16 protein-coding genes are annotated in these 19,313 nt (G+C 59.1%); 8 read left to right on the forward strand and 8 right to left on the reverse strand.

All coding sequences use genetic code 11. The features are described 5' to 3' along the window. Positions 1-24: 24 nt before the first annotated feature. Genes yidC through rpmH form a run of 4 tightly spaced genes read right to left on the reverse strand, consistent with a single transcriptional unit; the run spans position 25 to position 2,500 of the window. A complete protein-coding gene (gene yidC, locus ACO6VD_RS05430; RefSeq protein ID WP_422417521.1) occupies positions 25-1,707 on the reverse strand; it encodes a membrane protein insertase YidC in 1,683 nt (560 codons plus the stop codon). 2 nt (positions 1,708-1,709) lie between these two features. Further along, positions 1,710-1,955, reverse strand: a complete 246-nt coding sequence (gene yidD / locus ACO6VD_RS05435) for a membrane protein insertion efficiency factor YidD (protein ID WP_400171451.1) — start codon at positions 1,953-1,955, stop codon at positions 1,710-1,712. After that, positions 1,948-2,352: a ribonuclease P protein component gene (gene rnpA, locus ACO6VD_RS05440; RefSeq protein WP_400171467.1), complete on the reverse strand. Its 405-nt coding sequence runs from the start codon at positions 2,350-2,352 to the stop codon at positions 1,948-1,950. The genes yidD and rnpA overlap by 8 nt, the downstream gene beginning before the upstream one ends. Positions 2,353-2,365: 13 nt before the next feature. Continuing rightward, on the reverse strand, positions 2,366-2,500 hold the full coding sequence (rpmH, locus tag ACO6VD_RS05445; protein ID WP_002551315.1) for a 50S ribosomal protein L34: 135 nt from the start codon (positions 2,498-2,500) through the stop codon (positions 2,366-2,368). A 581-nt stretch (positions 2,501-3,081) separates the two neighbouring features. On the opposite strand from rpmH, the gene dnaA reads away from it, so the two are divergent. The 4 genes from dnaA to gyrB are packed head-to-tail and all read left to right on the forward strand — an operon-like array spanning position 3,082 to position 9,284. Further along, on the forward strand, positions 3,082-4,596 hold the full coding sequence (gene dnaA, locus ACO6VD_RS05450) for a chromosomal replication initiator protein DnaA (RefSeq protein WP_422417524.1): 1,515 nt from the start codon (positions 3,082-3,084) through the stop codon (positions 4,594-4,596). A 39-nt stretch (positions 4,597-4,635) separates the two neighbouring features. After that, positions 4,636-5,739, forward strand: coding sequence for a DNA polymerase III subunit beta (dnaN, locus tag ACO6VD_RS05455; protein WP_422417526.1), 1,104 nt, complete (start codon positions 4,636-4,638; stop codon positions 5,737-5,739). Between the two features lie 19 nt (positions 5,740-5,758). Continuing rightward, positions 5,759-6,862, forward strand: a complete 1,104-nt coding sequence (gene recF / locus ACO6VD_RS05460; RefSeq protein WP_400171448.1) for a DNA replication/repair protein RecF — start codon at positions 5,759-5,761, stop codon at positions 6,860-6,862. A 4-nt stretch (positions 6,863-6,866) separates the two neighbouring features. Then, complete coding sequence (gene gyrB, locus ACO6VD_RS05465; RefSeq protein WP_400171447.1) at positions 6,867-9,284, forward strand: DNA topoisomerase (ATP-hydrolyzing) subunit B; 2,418 nt, start codon at positions 6,867-6,869, stop codon at positions 9,282-9,284. Positions 9,285-9,362: 78 nt separating this feature from the next. Here gyrB and ACO6VD_RS05470 read toward each other — a convergent pair whose 3' ends face one another. The 3 genes from ACO6VD_RS05470 to ACO6VD_RS05480 form a co-directional block, all read right to left on the reverse strand. Next, positions 9,363-10,253 (reverse strand): DUF2950 domain-containing protein, encoded by an 891-nt coding sequence (locus tag ACO6VD_RS05470; protein ID WP_422417528.1) that lies wholly within the window; start codon positions 10,251-10,253, stop codon positions 9,363-9,365. 14 nt (positions 10,254-10,267) lie between these two features. Then, positions 10,268-11,797: a DUF3300 domain-containing protein gene (locus ACO6VD_RS05475; RefSeq protein ID WP_422417530.1), complete on the reverse strand. Its 1,530-nt coding sequence runs from the start codon at positions 11,795-11,797 to the stop codon at positions 10,268-10,270. A gap of 197 nt (positions 11,798-11,994) precedes the next feature. Continuing rightward, positions 11,995-13,311, reverse strand: coding sequence for a sigma-54 interaction domain-containing protein (locus tag ACO6VD_RS05480; protein WP_422417532.1), 1,317 nt, complete (start codon positions 13,309-13,311; stop codon positions 11,995-11,997). Positions 13,312-13,557: 246 nt separating this feature from the next. Between ACO6VD_RS05480 and ACO6VD_RS05485 the strand changes: the two genes are divergently transcribed. From ACO6VD_RS05485 to ACO6VD_RS05495, 3 genes are read left to right on the forward strand one after another with little or no spacing between them, the layout of a single operon-like run. Further along, on the forward strand, positions 13,558-14,442 hold the full coding sequence (locus ACO6VD_RS05485; RefSeq protein ID WP_422417534.1) for an MBL fold metallo-hydrolase: 885 nt from the start codon (positions 13,558-13,560) through the stop codon (positions 14,440-14,442). 37 nt (positions 14,443-14,479) lie between these two features. Continuing rightward, a complete protein-coding gene (locus tag ACO6VD_RS05490) occupies positions 14,480-15,748 on the forward strand; it encodes an NAD(P)/FAD-dependent oxidoreductase (RefSeq protein WP_422417536.1) in 1,269 nt (422 codons plus the stop codon). Further along, positions 15,745-16,563: a sulfite exporter TauE/SafE family protein gene (locus ACO6VD_RS05495; RefSeq protein WP_422417538.1), complete on the forward strand. Its 819-nt coding sequence runs from the start codon at positions 15,745-15,747 to the stop codon at positions 16,561-16,563. Before ACO6VD_RS05490 ends, ACO6VD_RS05495 begins: the two co-directional genes overlap by 4 nt. A 3-nt stretch (positions 16,564-16,566) precedes the next feature. On the opposite strand, the gene ACO6VD_RS05500 is transcribed toward ACO6VD_RS05495, so the two are convergent. Beyond that, positions 16,567-17,454: a LysR family transcriptional regulator gene (locus ACO6VD_RS05500; RefSeq protein ID WP_422417540.1), complete on the reverse strand. Its 888-nt coding sequence runs from the start codon at positions 17,452-17,454 to the stop codon at positions 16,567-16,569. A gap of 137 nt (positions 17,455-17,591) precedes the next feature. On the opposite strand from ACO6VD_RS05500, the gene ACO6VD_RS05505 reads away from it, so the two are divergent. Further along, complete coding sequence (locus ACO6VD_RS05505) at positions 17,592-19,241, forward strand: GMC family oxidoreductase (protein ID WP_422417542.1); 1,650 nt, start codon at positions 17,592-17,594, stop codon at positions 19,239-19,241. The last annotated feature ends 72 nt before the right edge of the window (positions 19,242-19,313 follow it).

Consider the following 19,313-nt stretch of genomic DNA (forward strand, 5'->3'; position numbering starts at 1 on the left):
TCCACAGGTTAGCTGGCTAACCCGTTATGCAGCGGCTTTCTTGGCTGCATTTTCGATGTTGCGGGTGATGTACCACTGCTGTGCGATCGACAGGCAGTTGTTCACAACCCAGTACAGCACCAGACCAGCCGGGAACCACAGGAAGAAGAAGGTGAAGATGATCGGCATCAGCTTCATCACCTTGGCCTGCATCGGATCCGGCGGCGTCGGGTTCAGCTGCTGCTGAATGAACATGGTCGCGCCCATGATGATCGGCAGGATGAAGAACGGATCCTTGATCGACAGGTCGGTGATCCAGAACATCCACGGCGCCTGACGCATCTCGACGCTTTCCAGCAGAACCCAGTACAGCGAGAGGAAGACCGGCATCTGCACCAGAATCGGCAAGCAGCCACCCAGCGGGTTGATCTTCTCTTTCTTGTACAGCTCCATCATGGCTTGCGACATTTTCTGCCGGTCATCGCCATGTTGTTCTTTCAGCGCTGCCAGTTTTGGTGCCACGGCACGCATGCGCGCCATCGACTTGTAGCTGGCGGCGGACAGCGGGAAGAACAGCAGCTTGATCAGCATGGTCAGGACGATGATCGACCAGCCCCAGTTGCCGAGCAGGCTGTGGATATGTTGCAGCAGCCAGAAGATTGGCTGAGCGATGAACCACAGAATGCCGTAGTCGACAGTCAATTCCAGACCTGGGGACAACTCTTTGAGCTTGTCCTGGATCTTCGGACCGGCGTACAGCACGGTGCTGGTTTCACCTTTGGCGCCAGCCGCTACGTTCAGCGCCGGGCCAGTGAAACCGATGATGTAGTTACCCTGGCTGTCTTTACGAGTCTGGACGATGTTGTTGTCAGACTTGTTTGGAATCCAGGCGGTAACGAAGTAGTGCTGCAGCCAGGCTACCCAGCCACCGGAAACATTTTCTTTCAGATTTCCCTTGTCGATGTCTTTCATCGACACTTTTTTGTAGGGTTCCGAACTTGTCCACAGGGCCGCACCCAGGTAAGTCGCAGTACCGGTTGCAGTGCTCGAGGACGGATCCGAGCTTGCATCGCGCTTCAGTTGCGCGAACAGGTTACCGGTCCAGGGCTGGGCGCTCTGGTTGTCGATCAGGTAGGTAACGGTCAGGTCGTACTCACCGCGCTTGAAGCTGAAGCGCTTGATGTAGTTGACGCCGTTATCGCTGAACTTCAGGTCGACGACCAGTTGCTCCTGGCCATCAGCCAGTTGATAACTTTTCTGATCGGCGGCGTACAGCGGACGACCGGTTGGGCGTGCATCCGGACCATTGGTGCCGGTCAGGCCGCTTTGGGCCAGATAAGTACGCTCGCTACCGTTGTCGAACAGCTGGAACGGAATGTCCGGATGATCCTGACGGCGCGGATACTTGGGCAGCATCAGCTGGGCGATGTCACCACCGTTTGGATCGATAGCCAGGTCGAGGACGTCAGTTTTGACCCGAATCAGGTCTTTGCTGACGGCAACCGGAGCCAGTTCGGCAGGGCTGGATTCAGCGTTGGCGCTTGGCACATCGGCGCTGGCGCCAGTGTTGCCGGCCTGCGCGGTGTCCGGCAAAGCCGGGGCAGCGTTGCTGGCAGCAGTATTCTGAGTCGGCAGGGCAGCTTGGCCGTAGTCCTGGTTCCAGTTAAGGACCATGACATAGGACACGATTGCCAGGGCGACGATCAGGATCGTGCGTTTAATATCCATGATTACTCGGCTATCGAAGAAGAACGGGAAGAGGGAGCTGGCGGAACCGGGTCAAAACCACCGGGATTCCACGGATGACAACGCCCCAGGCGACGAACGGTTAGCCACCCGCCACGTAAAAGACCATGGTTTTCGATGGCTTCTAACGCATAACAGGAGCAACTGGGGTAGAAACGACAGTGACTGGCCATCAGAGGACTAATGGCATAACGGTAAAACTGGATCGGAACGAGTGCCAGTTTACGCATCTTGACTGTCTACCCCCACAGAGTCGGTGTTCACCACTGGAGCGGGCCGACTGCGTGCGAGGCGCTTCCAGAGCTTGCCAAAATGTTGGTGCAATTCTGGGTTTTCAATCTCGCCCAACCCTTTGCGCGCGACGATCACGATATCCCAACCTGCAAGCAAGTGCTGGTTCAGGCGAAACGAATCGCGCATCAGGCGTTTCAGGCGATTGCGTTGAACGGAGAGCTTGACGCTCTTTTTCCCGATCACAAGCCCCAGGCGGGGGTGATCCAGACCGTTCTCGCGAGCAAGGAGCAGCAGGTTTTTCCCTGGAACCTTGCCGGTTGGGGAGTCGAAGACCGCTTTGAATTGTCGGGGAACAAGCAGGCGCTTTTCCCGACTGAAGTCCTGACTCACCACCAGTGCCGAAAAATCAAACTGCCAGGCGCTTACGGCCTTTGGCACGGCGACGCGACAGAACGGCACGACCGTTCTTGGTGGCCATACGGGCACGGAAACCGTGAGTGCGAGCGCGCTTGATGGTGCTTGGTTGGAAAGTACGTTTCATGGCGTGTTACCTGGTTCGTCGACTACGGGCCGGAATGGCCCCCGTTTTAAGAGACCGGCGATTCTAGAGAAAGCGCGGCCATAGGTCAATTTCCAACCAGCTTTTCCTTATAGACGGGAAATCCGCCTTTTCAGGTCAGGGGGTCAAGGTGGAGAATCGGCACACGCTTAAACATAAAAAAAAGAGAGAGGAATTATTTAAAGCTTTTCTGTAAATCTTATAAAGCTTATGTCGACGATATCTGTGGATAGAACGCTACAGCCCTTTATCTACCTTATGTACAGAGAATTGAAACCTTGTCGAGAAGAGGTGCTCTGACTGTGTCGAAGCCTCGGAAAAGCTGTGGATCAAATCGATGGTTATCCACAGGGCGGTTATCCACCGATTTCAACCCCCAGTTGTGCAAAGACCTCAGGTGCGGTTATCCACAGAGCTTATTCACAGCACCAAAAGGTCATTTTGGCCACTAAGCTGCTGATTTATCGCCATCCTCAACGCACCTGCATGTGGATAACTGCGCTGCCGCTCGGTACAATGGGGGCTTGTTTTTGCCTCACCGGCTTTCAACTCAGGGGATATCCGTGTCAGTGGAACTTTGGCAGCAGTGCGTGGAGCTTCTGCGCGATGAACTGCCTGCCCAGCAATTCAACACCTGGATCCGTCCGCTACAGGTCGAAGCCGAAGGCGACGAGTTGCGCGTCTACGCGCCCAACCGTTTCGTTCTCGATTGGGTCAATGAAAAATACCTGAGCCGTCTGCTCGAGCTGCTCGGCGAGCATGGCAACGGCATTGCGCCTGCCCTTTCCTTATTAATAGGCAGCAGACGCAGTTCGGCGCCTCGTGCCGCTCCCAATGCACCGCTGGCTGCGGCAGTTGCCGCCTCCCAGGCACAGGCTGCACATACGGCCGTGGTCAACGAACCGGTTGCTGCGCCTGTTGCCGCGCCAGCCGTGGCTGAAGTTGAGCCTGCGCCTTCGCGGGACAGCTTTGATTCGATGGGCGAGTCCAACTCCGCCCCGGCGCCAAGTGGCCGTACCGAACAACGTACCGTGCAGGTCGAAGGTGCGCTCAAGCACACCAGCTACCTGAACCGTACCTTTACCTTCGAGAACTTCGTCGAGGGTAAGTCCAACCAGCTGGCCCGCGCGGCTGCCTGGCAGGTCGCCGACAATCCCAAGCATGGCTACAACCCGCTGTTTCTTTACGGCGGTGTAGGTCTGGGTAAAACGCACTTGATGCACGCTGTGGGTAACCACCTGCTCAAGAAAAATCCGAATGCCAAGGTGGTCTACCTGCATTCCGAGCGTTTCGTTGCCGATATGGTCAAGGCACTGCAGCTCAATGCCATCAACGAGTTCAAGCGCTTCTACCGCTCGGTGGATGCACTGCTCATCGATGACATTCAGTTCTTTGCCCGTAAAGAGCGTTCCCAGGAAGAGTTTTTCCACACCTTCAACGCCTTGCTCGAAGGCGGTCAGCAGGTGATTCTCACCAGTGACCGTTACCCGAAAGAGATTGAAGGACTGGAAGAGCGCCTGAAGTCGCGCTTCGGCTGGGGCCTGACCGTAGCGGTCGAGCCACCGGAACTGGAAACCCGTGTTGCGATCCTGATGAAGAAGGCCGACCAGGCCAAGGTAGACTTGCCGCATGACGCTGCCTTCTTTATTGCTCAGCGTATTCGCTCCAACGTCCGTGAACTTGAAGGTGCGCTGAAGCGGGTCATCGCCCACTCGCACTTCATGGGACGTGACATCACCATCGAGCTGATTCGTGAATCGCTCAAGGATCTTCTGGCACTGCAGGACAAACTGGTGAGTGTGGATAACATCCAGCGCACGGTTGCCGAGTACTACAAGATCAAGATCTCCGATCTGCTGTCCAAGCGTCGCTCTCGTTCGGTTGCCAGGCCGCGTCAAGTCGCCATGGCCCTGTCCAAGGAGCTGACCAACCACAGCCTGCCGGAAATCGGTGACGTCTTTGGCGGCCGCGACCACACCACCGTGTTGCATGCGTGCCGCAAGATCAACGAACTCAAGGAATCCGACGCGGATATCCGCGAGGACTACAAGAACCTGCTGCGGACTCTGACGACGTGATTGACGTCAGCGCAGCTTATTAAGGCAAGGGACTAGACCATGCACTTCACCATTCAACGCGAAGCCCTGTTGAAACCCCTGCAACTGGTCGCAGGCGTCGTCGAGCGCCGCCAGACCTTGCCGGTACTGTCCAACGTACTGCTGGTTGTTCAGGGTCAGCAGCTTTCACTTACCGGTACTGACCTGGAAGTGGAACTGGTTGGCCGTGTTCAACTGGAAGAGCCTGCCGAGCCAGGCGAGATCACCGTTCCTGCGCGCAAGCTGATGGATATCTGCAAAAGCCTGCCAAACGACGCGCTGATCGACATCAAGCTCGACGAGCAGAAGATCGTGGTCAAGGCCGGGCGTAGCCGTTTTACTCTGTCGACCTTGCCAGCCAATGACTTCCCGACTGTCGAGGAAGGCCCGGGTTCGCTGACCTGCAGCCTTGAGCAGAGCCGCCTGCGTCGCCTGATCGAGCGCACCAGCTTCGCCATGGCCCAACAGGACGTGCGTTACTACCTCAACGGCATGTTGCTGGAAGTCTCCAGCAACACCCTGCGTGCCGTGGCCACTGACGGTCACCGCTTGGCCATGTGCTCGATGAGTGCCGATATCGGCCAGGCCGATCGTCATCAGGTCATCGTGCCGCGTAAAGGTATCCTTGAGCTGGCGCGTTTGCTTACCGAGCCGGATGGCATGGTCAGCATCGTCCTGGGTCAACACCACATCCGCGCCACTACCGGTGAGTTCACCTTCACCTCCAAGCTGGTCGATGGCAAATTCCCGGACTACGAGCGTGTGCTGCCTAAAGGTGGCGACAAGTTGGTGATTGGTGATCGTCAGGCACTGCGTGAAGCGTTTAGCCGTACCGCCATTCTGTCCAACGAGAAATACCGTGGTATTCGTCTGCAACTGGCCAATGGTCAGCTGAAGATCCAGGCGAACAACCCTGAGCAGGAAGAAGCGGAAGAAGAAATCAGCGTCGACTACAACGGTAGCTCGCTGGAAATCGGCTTCAACGTCAGCTATCTGCTCGACGTACTGGGTGTCATGACTACTGAGCAAGTTCGCCTGATCCTGTCGGATTCCAACAGCAGTGCCCTGCTGCAGGAAGCTGACAACGACGACTCCGCTTACGTTGTCATGCCGATGCGTCTGTAATTTGTTCAGCAGACTCTAGATGTCCCTCAGTCGCGTTTCTGTCACCGCGGTGCGTAACCTGCACCCGGTGACCTTCTCTCCCTCCCCCCGCATCAATATTCTGTACGGCGCCAACGGCAGCGGAAAAACCAGCGTGCTGGAAGCCGTTCATCTATTGGGCCTGGCCCGATCCTTTCGCAGTACACGCCTGACCCCAGTGATTCAGTACGAGCAGTTGGCTTGTACGGTTTTCGGGCAGGTCGAACTTGGCGAAGGAGGTTCGAGCAACCTGGGCATTTCGCGGGATCGGCAAGGTGAGTTCACCATTCGCATCGACGGGCAGAATGCCCGTAGTGCCGCACAACTGGCAGAGATTCTGCCACTGCAATTGATCAACCCGGACAGCTTTCGCTTGCTCGAAGGTGCGCCGAAAATTCGCCGACAGTTCCTGGATTGGGGTGTGTTCCACGTGGAACCACGCTTCATGGCCACATGGCAACGCCTGCAGAAGGCTTTGCGGCAGCGGAACTCATGGTTGCGGCATGGTACACTTGACGCTGTTTCGCAAGCGGCCTGGGACCGGGAACTGTGCCTGGCCAGTGCTGAAATAGATGAATACCGCCGAAATTACATCAAGGCCTTGAAGCCCGTCTTTGAGCAAACCCTGAGCGATTTGGTCGAACTCGAAGGGCTGACCCTGAGTTACTACCGTGGCTGGGATAAGGATCGAGAACTCAGTGAAGTCCTCGCTTCATCCTTGCAACGAGATCAGCAGATGGGCCACACCCAGGCCGGACCACAACGCGCTGATTTGCGCTTGAGACTCGGCGCTCATAACGCCGCCGACATATTGTCTCGGGGCCAGCAGAAACTTGTGGTCTGTGCATTGCGCATAGCCCAGGGGCACCTGGTCAGCCAGGCTCGTCGCGGCCAATGTATTTATCTGGTGGATGACTTGCCGTCCGAGTTGGACGAGCAACATCGCCGCGCACTTTGTCGCTTGTTGGAAGACTTACGCTGCCAGGTGTTTATCACCTGTGTAGATCACGAATTATTGAGGGAAGGCTGGCAGACGGAAACGCCAGTTGCTTTGTTCCACGTGGAACAGGGCCGTATCACCCAGACCCACGACCATCGGGAGTGAAGGCATGAGCGAAAATCAAACGTACGACTCCTCCAGCATTAAAGTGCTGAAAGGGCTAGATGCCGTGCGCAAGCGTCCCGGTATGTACATTGGCGACACCGATGATGGTAGCGGCCTGCACCACATGGTGTTCGAGGTGCTCGATAACTCGATCGACGAGGCACTCGCCGGCCACTGTGATGACATTACCGTAACTATCCACCCGGACGAATCCATCAGTGTTCGCGACAACGGTCGCGGCATCCCAGTCGACGTGCATAAAGAGGAAGGCGTATCCGCCGCCGAGGTCATCATGACCGTCCTGCACGCTGGCGGTAAGTTCGACGACAACTCCTACAAAGTATCCGGCGGTCTGCACGGTGTAGGTGTGTCTGTAGTTAACGCCCTCTCCGAAGAGCTGATCCTGACTGTTCGCCGTAGCGGCAAGATCTGGGAACAGACGTATGTTCACGGTGTTCCTCAAGCTCCGATGGCCATCGTCGGTGACAGTGAAACCACCGGTACCCATATCCACTTCAAGCCGTCGTCCGAAACCTTCAAGAACATCCACTTTAGCTGGGACATCCTGGCCAAGCGGATTCGTGAACTGTCGTTCCTTAACTCCGGCGTCGGTATCCTCCTGAAGGATGAGCGTTCGGGCAAGGAAGAGCACTTCAAATACGAAGGCGGTCTGCGTGCTTTTGTTGAATACCTGAACACCAACAAGACCCCGGTCAACCAGGTGTTTCACTTCAGTGTTCAGCGTGAAGATGGCGTGGGGGTTGAAATCGCCCTGCAGTGGAACGACAGCTTCAACGAGAACCTGTTGTGCTTCACCAACAACATTCCGCAGCGCGATGGCGGTACTCACCTGGTCGGTTTCCGTTCGGCGTTGACCCGTAACCTGAACAACTACATCGAGCAGGAAGGCCTGGCCAAGAAGAACAAGGTTGCGACCACCGGCGACGACGCCCGTGAAGGTCTGACCGCGATCATCTCGGTGAAAGTGCCAGATCCTAAGTTCAGCTCGCAGACCAAAGACAAGCTGGTTTCTTCGGAAGTGAAAACTGCCGTGGAACAGGAGATGGGCAAGTACTTCTCCGACTTCCTGCTGGAGAACCCGAACGAAGCCAAGGCTGTCGTCGGCAAGATGATCGACGCCGCGCGTGCCCGTGAAGCAGCGCGCAAGGCGCGGGAAATGACCCGCCGTAAAGGTGCGCTGGATATCGCCGGCTTGCCAGGCAAACTGGCTGACTGCCAGGAGAAGGACCCTGCCCTCTCGGAACTGTACCTGGTGGAGGGTGACTCCGCAGGTGGTTCGGCCAAGCAAGGCCGTAACCGCAAGACCCAGGCCATCCTGCCGCTCAAGGGCAAGATCCTCAACGTCGAGAAAGCGCGTTTCGACAAGATGATCTCGTCCCAGGAAGTGGGCACCCTGATTACCGCACTGGGCTGTGGTATCGGTCGCGAAGAGTACAACATCGACAAACTGCGTTATCACAACATCATCATCATGACCGATGCTGACGTTGACGGTTCGCACATCCGTACCCTGCTGCTGACCTTCTTCTTCCGTCAGTTGCCGGAACTGGTCGAGCGCGGCTACATCTACATCGCTCAGCCGCCGCTGTACAAGGTCAAGAAAGGCAAGCAGGAGCAGTACATCAAAGACGACGAGGCCATGGAAGAGTACATGACCCAGTCGGCTCTGGAAGACGCCAGCCTGCACCTGGACGAATCGGCACCACCGGTTTCCGGCGTGGAGCTGGAGCGCCTGGTCAACGAATTCCGTACCGTGATGAAGACCCTCAAGCGTCTGTCGCGCCTGTACCCACAGGAGCTGACCGAGCACTTCGTTTACCTGCCGGCCGTCTCCCTGGAGCAGCTGGGTGACCACGCTGCCATGCAGGAGTGGTTGGGTAAATTCGAAGAGCGTCTGCGTACCAGCGAGAAGTCGGGCCTGCTGTACAAGGCCAGCCTGCGTGAAGACAAAGAACGTAATGTCTGGCTTCCGGAAGTGGAAATCACCTCCCATGGCCTGGCCAGCTACGTCACCTTCAACCGTGACTTCTTCGGCAGTAACGACTACCGCACCGTCACCGCCCTGGGCGCCCAGTTGAGCACCCTGCTCGGCGAAGGTGCTTACGTGCAACGTGGCGAGCGCAAGAAGGCAATCAACGAGTTCAAGGAAGCACTCGACTGGCTGATGGCTGAAAGCACCAAGCGCCACACCATCCAGCGATACAAAGGTCTGGGTGAGATGAACCCTGACCAGCTGTGGGAAACCACCATGGACCCAACCGTACGCCGTATGCTCAAGGTGACCATCGAAGACGCGATCGCTGCCGATCAGATCTTCAACACCCTGATGGGCGATGCAGTTGAGCCACGTCGTGAGTTCATCGAAAGCAACGCCTTGGCGGTGTCTAACCTGGACTTCTGACCAGGTGTAGGTTCACCGAAAAGTCGCAAGAAAAAGCCCGCTTACGCGGGCTTTTTTTTGCGTTGATTTCCACTTGGTTCAGCGCGCGTCCTCCTCGTCCTTTACTTCAGTCCAACTGCTGTCGGGGTCGAAACGCATAAACGCAGTCGCTAACTTGGCACTGTCTCGGCCGAGATCTTTTTGGAACAATTCGCCGTCGTGACTGATCATGAAGCTCATCACGCCAGTGTCCCCGTATTCCGTCGGCCAGGCGATCACGGCAAAACCGCGGGTCATGTGCTCGCCGATCTTGTAGCCGTAGGTGCCGCCCGGCGCCGAAGGGCCTTGGGCAGTGAGAATACGGTAGTGATAGCCGTGCCAGTCGTCACCCTTCGCGGCATCACCGAATAGAGGTCCGAGTGGACTTTCCTCGACGCCCTCCTCTTCCGGCCAGTACAGGCCGTCGAACTGCCCGTCGCTACTGATGAATTTCTGCGCGTATTCGAGGATGCCATCGTTATTGCGATCAATCTCGGCGTAATCCATTTGCGCGTCGTGATAAGCGCGCACCGATTGAATGGTCGCCAGTTCGTTACGTCCGATGCGGCGCAGGCGGATTTCCTTGGCGCCAGCTTTGGTGTCGAATGCCCAACCGCCAGTACTGTGTCTGATGGGAATCGGGAATACCCAGGACGTGCTGCCGACGACCAGATGCGCACGTTCCGGGCTGTCGGGTTGAACCTGATGTTTTTCCTTGTAGAGGGAGAGAAAGGCGTCGACATCTTTACGGTCGACGTTCTTGGTCGGGATGTAACTTTTCCAGTCGTTGCCAAGCAAGTTGGCCAACTGTTGGTCATCGGCCTTTTCGCTACCAAGCGCCTGCACCAGCGCTTCGCCGGCGGCTTCCGGATTTTGGAAATGTTTTTGAGCGTAACTGCTGGACGTCCACAACAGGAGCAGAACCAGCGCAATTCGACTAGCAGCATTCATGACTGACTCTCCTCTCAACGGCGACGGCCGCCACCGCTGGATTGCATCCGCACGGGTCGTTGTACCTGGTGGCCCGCATGCGCTGCGGACGGTCGGCTGGCGCTCCGTTGGCTGATCTGGCCACGATTGCTCGCGATGCGTGACTGCGAAGGGTTGCGCACACCGGCCAACGCATTGTTGCGCGGCGCCTGGGCGCTAGCATGTTGCTGGCGGACTTGCTGGCGTGCTTGTTGGTTGCGCACTGGCTGCTGATGCTGGCGATTCTGCAACGGTGCTTGCGCACGCTGGCGGGCCTGGCCGTCATTCTTCAGTTGGCGGTCTGCAACCTGGGCGCGCTCGCGCGCGCTGCCGGACTCGTTGATGCCACGTTTTTCCAGGCTTTGTTGGGCGCGCTCGCGGTCGGCACTCTGCACCCGTTGGCGGGCTTCAAGGTTAGTGGTTGCCGGTGCTTCGATGCCACGTTGTGCGAGGCTTTCACGGGCTCGCGCGCGGTCTTCGACACGGGCCGGCGTGTCACCGCGGTAGGCTGTGCGCTGTGCGCTGCCGGGTAAGCGGCGGTCGAACTGGGCGCGACTGGCTTGGTCGCGGTATGGGACGCCGTCGCGATATGCGGGATTATGGCGCCAGTTGTTCTGGTTGGCATCGAGCCTGCGGTTGACGTTGTTGATATTGTTGTAGCGATTGACGTTGATATCGACATCATGATCATCCCAGTCGCAATCCCCCCACAGCGAATTGACGATCGCTACGCCAGCACCGAAAGCTAGGCCGGTCGCCAATGCCGTACCGATGGCATATCCCGGTGACGGCGGGTAATACGCCGGTGGGGAGGATGGATAGGGCCAACTGCCGTACACCACTGAGGGGTTGTAGCTTGGGACATAGACAACCTGCGGGTTGGTCGGCTGGATAACGATGGTTTGTGCCGGCGCGGCACCTTGTACCACCGTGGTCGTGCCGCTCGCGGGGGCGCTTGAGGGTTGCACGATAACGGTCTGCTGTTCGTTGGACTCCAGGTGGCCAGCGGCCTTGGCCTTGGCGCGCAGGCGCTGCACCGAGTTCATCACCGCGTCGGGCTGGGCGAGGAAGGCATCGCCGACTCGCTGCACCCAGACCGGGTCCTGGCCAAGTGTGGCCAGCACCTGTGGGAACGCCACCAACGATTGCACGCTGGGGTCCCAGGGTTGGTCAGCGACCTGTTTGACGGCGGCATCACCGCTGACGTTCGGATGCGCCTTGGACCAGGCAACCGCGTCGGCGACATTGCCTGGATAGGTGGTGGCCATCAGCACCTGAGCCAGCAAAGCGTCTGGATACAGCGCCAGCGGTGCAAGCATTTGATCCAGTTGTTCGGTGCTGAACACCGCCTCGCTTGGCGTCGTCGGAGCGGCCGGTACAGCAGCAGGTACTGCAGCTGGTGCGGCAGCCGGTGCGGTCGTCGCGGGCGGCGTGGTCGTTGCCTTGGGTGGATCCTCATCGGAACAGCCAAAGAGCGTGAGCATGGCGATGGTGAGCAGGATCGCCTTGTGAAGGCAGGCAGACATGACGATGCTCCTGTGGCAGAAAAGACAGAGCGGAACGTCAGGCGCCCTTGCACCCAACTGGTTACCGACTCGGCAATCGACGCATGGAAAGCTCTCCGCAGCGGGTGAGCAGTTTCAGCGTAGAAGAAAAAGTGCTCTGCCGGATGATCACGATCAAATGAAACCGCTTGTTCATCCTCGGTCCATGCCCTGCGGGATCAAAGCCCAAGTTCACGTAAGCGGCGGTAGAGGGTCCGCTCGCTTAAGCCCAGATGCCGGGCCAATTCGCTACGCGAGCCGTCAAAGCTCTCCAGGGCCTGGGCCAGCTGCCCAAGGTTTTCTTTGCTGCGTCGCCGCACTGAAGTTTGCGGATTATCCATCCCGCCGAGTAGATCTGCCGGCAAGTGTTCGGTACGGATAACGCCGTCATCGGCGAATAGTCGCGCCCGCTCAAGGATGTTACGCAGCTCACGGATGTTTCCGGGAAAGCTGTGCAGGCCGAGAAGCTTTAATACTTCGCCATCGACCTGAGGTGCTGCCTTGCCAGCCAGGCGCTGCAGCAGGCTGTCGATCAGCAGTGGCAGATCATCGACGCGTTCGCGCAGCGAAGGTAAACGGATGGGGAATCCGCTGATGCGGTAATAGAGGTCTTCACGAAAGCTGCCTGCCGCGACCATTTCCTTGAGCGGCTTGTGGGTGGCCGAGACCAGGCGGAAGTCCGAGTGAACCGTGCGCAGGCTGCCAACCGGACGAAAGCTCCCGGACTCGATCAGGCGCAGCAATTTGACCTGCATGGCCAGCGGTACTTCGCCGATCTCATCAAGGAACAAGGTACCGCCATGGGCCGCTTCGGCGAGGCCGATCTTGCGCTGCAGTGCCCCGGTGAAAGCGCCCTTCTCGTAACCGAACAGCTCGCTCTCGAACAACGATTCGGTCAGGCCGGTGCAATCGACCACCACCAGCGGACCATTGGCGCGAGGACTGCCCAGGTGCAAGGCGCGGGCAAAGAGTTCTTTGCCGGTGCCGGACTCACCCTGCAACAGCACCGGGATCTGAGCCGGTGCCGCCCGCTGCAAGCTCGACAACGACGCTTGGAAAGCTGCCGAGCGCCCTACCAGGCCTTGTTGCTGAGGTTGCGCGGATGCCACGGCGATGCTGGTGAGACGTTCGACAAAGGCCACCACTTCTCCCTGCTGATCGAGGATCGGGCGAAGTTCGACGTCCACGTGTTCAGGGCCGCGCGGAGTGTGATGAACATGCAACACACGCTCTGGCGCGCGACTGTCCCAGGCCTTGCGCATCGGGCACAGCTCGCCGGCCTGATCGCACGGCACCGCGTAGTGATGGGAAACCCGGTGACATTTACTGCCGATGGGCGGCTGGCCTTCAACCCCGAACTGGCGCTGGTAGGCAGCGTTGGCGGCGAGAATGTTGTAGTCGGTATCCAGCACGATGGTCGGTTGAGCGTCGTGTTCGAGATAAGACACCAGCGCCTGGACAGCGGGGGCGGGAATATTTCGCGAGGAATAAGACATAAGGCACCAGGAGAAGCACGCGAGCAGCTTAACTGAAGGCGAAGGGACTGCCAAAGACTGCCAGGGACTGCCATGACCTGACAGCATTATCGGCAGTCTGCGTCAGGCTTGCTCCCTGGCAGCCAATGAAATCGGTGCCTGAGCCCTGAAAATGGGCAGTTGCACCCTGGCACGCATCTTGATGACAGCTTGGCCAATGCGCACACGGCTCAATGCCATGGCAGACGGAATATCTGGAGAGCGGTAATGATCATCGGCGGTAACCTGTATGTGGAGGCACTGTTCGACAGTGCGACTTCGACCATCAGCTATCTGGTGATGGACCGTGGCAGCGGACACTGTGCATTGATCGACAGTGTCCTGGATTACGATCCCAAGTCCGGGCGCACCAGCAGCGCGTCGGCGGACCAGTTGGTGAGCCGGGTGAAAGCGCTCGGTGGCAAGGTCCAGTGGATACTGGAAACCCATGTACACGCCGATCACCTGTCCGCCGCGGCCTACCTCAAAGAGGCGCTGGGTGGGCAGATTGCAATCGGTAGCCAGATCACCCAGGTGCAGAAAGTCTTCGGCGCGCTGTTTAATGCCGACAGTGGCTTCGCCCGCGATGGCAGTCAATTCGATGTGCTGTTCGACGATGAGCAGGCTTTTGCCATCGGCACGCTGCAGGCGCGCGCGTTGCACACCCCTGGGCACACCCCGGCATGCATGACCTATGTGGTGGAGGTCGATGGCCAGAGCATCGCCTTTGTCGGCGACACTCTGTTCATGCCCGACTACGGCACCGCCCGTTGCGACTTCCCCGGTGCCAGCGCCCGCACCTTGTACCGCTCGATCCAGCGCATACTCGCCTTCCCCGCTGATACCCGACTGTTCATGTGCCATGACTACCTGCCCGGTGGCCGTGAGCTGCGCTACATGACCACCGTGGCCGAACAGCGCGCCAGCAACATCCATGTGCGCGAAGGCATCAGCGAAGACAGCTTCGTGGCCATGCGCGAAGCTCGCGATGCCACCCTCGAGATGCCTGTACTGATCCTGCCGTCGGTGCAGATCAACATGCGCAGCGGCCAGTTACCCGAACCTGAAGACAACGGAGTGCGCTACCTGAAGATCCCGCTCAACGCGCTCTGAGCAGTACCCAGAATTATTATTAAAGGAACACCTTGCCATGCCTGCTCACACCACATCGCCGAAAGGCGATCATCACAAGGTCCTGATTGTCGGCGCGGGGGCTGCCGGTATCGCCGTGGCTTCAAGCTTGATGTGCCGCGACCCGTCGCTGGATATCGCCCTGATCGATCCTTCCGACACGCACTACTATCAGCCCGGCTGGACGATGGTCGGTGCCGGTATCTTCGATGCGCCCAGCACCGCGCGGAACATGGAGGCGACCATCCCTGCCGGTGTGCGCTGGATCAAGGCCAGGGTTGAAAGCTTTGATCCTCAGGCGCAGGCCGTGACGTTGAACGACGGACGGGTGATGAGCTACGAGCAATTGGTGGTGTGCCCCGGACTCAAGCTTGACTGGGAAGCCATCGACGGCCTTAGCGAAACCCTGGGCCGCAATGGCGTAACCTCCAACTATCGCTATGATCTGGCCCCGTACACCTGGCAGTTGGTGCAGAACCTTCGCGAGGGCCGCGCGCTGTTCAGCCAACCGCCAATGCCGATCAAATGTGCAGGTGCACCGCAGAAAGCCTTGTACCTGTCGTGCGATCACTGGTTGCGCAATGGCCGCCTGGGCAACATCCAGGCGCAGTTCTTCAATGCGGGTGCAGTGCTGTTCGGGGTGGCGGACTATGTCCCCGCGCTGATGGAGTACATCGACAAGTACGCCGTGGACCTCCAGTACTCCCATCGCCTGGTTGCAGTTGATGGTCCGGGCAAGCGGGCGACCTTTGTTCGAACCTTGCCCGATGGCAGCAGCGAAACCTGTGTGCAACCGTTCGACATGCTGCATGTGGTTCCGCCACAAGTAGCTCCTGACTTCATCCGCAACAGCCCCCTGGCCGATGCTGCCGGCTGGATTGATGTCGACCCGGCGACGCTGCGTCATCGTCAGTTCACCAACATCCACGCCTTGGGTGATGGCATCAACACCACTAACGCCAAGACCGCAGCAGCTGCGCGCAAGCAAGCGCCGGTGGTGGCCAACAACCTGCTGGTCGCGCTTGGTCGTTTGCCGAAGCTGGCACACTACGATGGTTATGGCTCCTGCCCGCTGACCGTCGAGCGCGGCAAGATCGTGCTCGCCGAGTTCACCTATGGCGGCAAGCTGGCGCCGAGCTTTCCACGCTGGCTGCTCGATGGTCGCCGCCCTACCCGCCTGGCCTGGCTTCTCAAAGCGCAGATCCTGCCGCCGCTGTACTGGCGCTGCATGCTCAAGGGCCGCGAGTGGCTGGCCAAACCCCAAGCAGCAGTTGAGGTCAGGCAGTGATCGAACAGCCATTCATTGCTGCAGGGCTGGGTGCGATCATTGGTGCAGTACTGGCGTTGACCGGCGCGGGAGGCGGCATTCTGGCCGTGCCACTATTGGTCTTCGGCCTTGGCCTGTCGATGGTCGAGGCTGCGCCGGTTGGTCTGCTTGCCGTGGGGATGGCGGCGGCTGTCGGTGCGCTGTTGGGGTTGCGCCAAGGAGTGGTGCGTTATCGGGCTGCCGTGTTTGTTGCGGTGATCGGTATCGCTGCGGCGCCGCTTGGACTGACGCTGGCGCATCAGCTTCCCAACGCACCGCTGGCCCTGACCTTCGCTTTGGTGCTGGTGTATGCCTGCGGGCGCATGCTGCTCAAGGCGCGTCGCGAGCTGCGCGGCGAGCCTCCGCTGGGCAAACGCACGGTCATGCCGTGTGTGCTCAACCCCTTGCAAGGGCGCCTGCGCTGGACCCTGCCCTGCGCCCGCGCTCTGGCGTTCACCGGAGTGTTGTCGGGAATGCTTTCGGGCTTGCTCGGTGTCGGCGGTGGTTTTGTGATCATCCCGGCATTGAGTCGCTACACCAACCTGGACATAAAAAGCATCGTCGCCACTTCGCTGGCAGTGATTGCGCTGGTCTCCACCGGTAGCGTAGTCAGCGCCAGCGTCGGCGGGGTCATGCATTGGGCCGTAGGCGCACCCTTTGCCGGCGGTGCTGTAGTGGGGTTGTTGATAGCCCGGCAATTTGCCCATCACCTGGCCGGTCCGCGGTTGCAGCAGCTGTTCGCCGTCGTCGGGATCTGTGCCGCAGTGCTGCTGGTGGTGAAGACACTTGGCGGTTGAGCCCTACTCCGCCAGCAACGCTTCCTGCTCCTGCGCGCACAGCGCCAGGAGAAAATCCCAGACCACCCGCAAACGGACTGACTTGTGCAGTTCGCGGCGGGTGCAGATCCAGTAGCTGCGCTGGATGGTTTCACTGGGCAGTACCCGAACCAGCGCCGGATCATGCCGGGCCATGTAGTTGGGCAGCACGGCAATACCCAGTCCTGCACGGGCCGCTTGTTGCTGGGCTATTACGCTGGTGCTGCGAAACACCACATTCGGGGCCCGGCAGAAGCTGTTGAGAAACAACAGTTCCTGACTGAACAGCAGGTCGTCGACGTAGCCGATCCAGCTGTGCTTGGCCAGGTCCTCGCGGTGATGCAGTGCTGGCGCCTGGGCCAGATACTCGGGACTGGCGTACAGCGCCAGGCGGTAGTCGGTGAGCTTACGGGTGATCAGCAGATCGGCATTGGGCCGCTCAAGGTGAATGCTGATTTCTGCCTCACGGTTGAGGATGCTGACAAAGCGCGGCACGGCGACCAGTTCCACTTCCAGTCCTGGATAGCGCTCGAACAGGCTGCCCATGCGCGGGGTGAAGAACATGATGCCGATGCCTTCGGTGACGCCCAGGCGGATCTTGCCTAACGGCGTGATGGCCTGGGTGATTTCTTCCTGGGCCAGCAGGGCGACGTTTTCCATCGCTTCGGCATGTTTGAGCAAGGCCTGGCCGGAGGGTGTCAGTTCGTAGCCCTGAGCGTGCTGGACGAACAAGGCGGTGCCCAGGCTCTGCTCGATATTGTCGATATGCCGGGCCACGGTGCTGTGGGTAGTGTTGAGTCGCTTGGCCGCAGTCAGCAGGCGACCGCTACGCTGCAACTCGAGAAAAAACCGCAGATCATTCCAGTCGAACATGCTTTTCCTTGTGAATCGGGTGTTCACAGACGTTGTGTTAAAACGCACAGCACTTGAGTGAAATCTAACGTTTTCATCTCGAAATTAATCAATAACATGGACCAGGACAAGAATAATAATCAGGCGCGAGGTTGCCCATGCCATCAGCCGATCCTGTCTACGACTATGTGGTGGTCGGTGCCGGTCCTGCCGGATGCCTTCTGGCCAATCGTTTGTCTGCCGATCCTGGCTGTCGGGTGTTGTTGCTCGAAGCGGGCGGCAAAGACAACTATCCCTGGATTCATATTCCGGTGGGTTACCTGTATTGCATCGGTAACCCGCGTACCGACTGGTGCTTCAAGACCGAAGCCCAGCCTGGCCTGCAAGGCCGTGCCCTGGGTTATCCACGGGGCAAGGTGCTCGGCGGCTGCTCCTCTATCAACGGCATGATCTATATGCGTGGCCAGGCCGGTGACTATGACCGCTGGGCCGAGCAAGGCAACGCCGGTTGGGCCTGGAAAGACGTGTTGCCGCTGTTCAAGGCTAGCGAAAACCATTTTGCCGGTGCCAGTGATGCGCACGGCAATGAAGGCGAGTGGCGGGTTGAACAGCAACGTTATTCGTGGCCGATCCTCGATGCTTTCCGCGAAGCCGCCGCACAGAGCGGCATCGACAGCGTGCCCGACTTCAACGGCGGCGATAACCAGGGCTGTGGATACTTTCAGGTCAACCAGCGCTCCGGGATTCGCTGGAATTCGTCCAAGGCCTTTCTTCGTCCCGTACTCAAGCGCCCTAACCTGACCGTACTGACCGATGTGCTGGTCGACCAGGTGATCCTCGATGGCGGTCGCGCCTCGGCGGTAAGAGCGCGTTGGCAAGGCAGCTGGCAGGACTTCAGCGCCCGCCGCGAGATCATCCTCTGCGCAGGTTCCGTCGGCTCGCCCGGTATCCTGCAACGCTCCGGAATTGGCCCGCGTGGTTTGCTGGAAAGCCTGGGGTTAACTGTCCGTCACGAGTTGCCGGGGGTTGGCGGTAACCTGCAGGATCACTTGCAACTGCGCCTGATCTACCAGGTCAGCGGTGCGCGCACGCTCAACCAGGTCGCCAATAGTGCCTGGGGCAAGCTGGGCATGGGGCTGCGCTATCTGTATGACCGCAGCGGCCCGCTGGCCATGGCCCCGAGTCAGCTGGGCGCGTTTGTCCGTTCCGGACCGGAGCAGGCTTCAGCCAATCTGCAATACCATGTGCAGCCGCTATCGCTTGAGCGCTTCGGTGAACCGCTGCACCGCTTCCCGGCTTTTACCGCTTCTGTGTGCAACCTGCGCCCGGCGAGCCGAGGCCGCATCGACATCCGCTCGGCCAATCCGGACGATGCGCCGCTGATCGATCCCAACTACCTGAGCGACCCGGAAGACTTGCGCGTTGCCGCGCAGGCCATTCGCATCACCCGCAAGATTGTCCAGGCCCCTGCCCTGGCGGCGTTCAGCCCGCGCGAATACCTGCCCGGGCCAGACCTGCAAAGCGAAGAACAACTGCACGAAGCCGCCGGCCAGATCGGCACCACGATTTTCCATCCGGTCGGAACCTGCCGGATGGGCAATGGCCCGCTGGATGTGGTCGACGACCAGTTGCGCGTGCATGGCGTGCCGGGGCTGCGCATCGCTGATGCCTCGATCATGCCGCAAATTGTCTCCGGCAATACCTGCTCACCAACCTTGATGATTGCCGAAAAGGCGGCACAACTGATTACCCGGGGGATGTTATCCACAGCTCGGACCGATGAAGAAAGCGCAATACCGACGCCCTGACCAGGGTGCGTAGCAACAACGACGCCGGACGCGGTCTGCCGGCGTCGACAGTGGAACAACAAGAATAATCAC

The sequence above is a fragment of the Pseudomonas sp. GZD-222 genome, assembly GCF_049310525.1.
Classification (GTDB): domain Bacteria; phylum Pseudomonadota; class Gammaproteobacteria; order Pseudomonadales; family Pseudomonadaceae; genus Aquipseudomonas.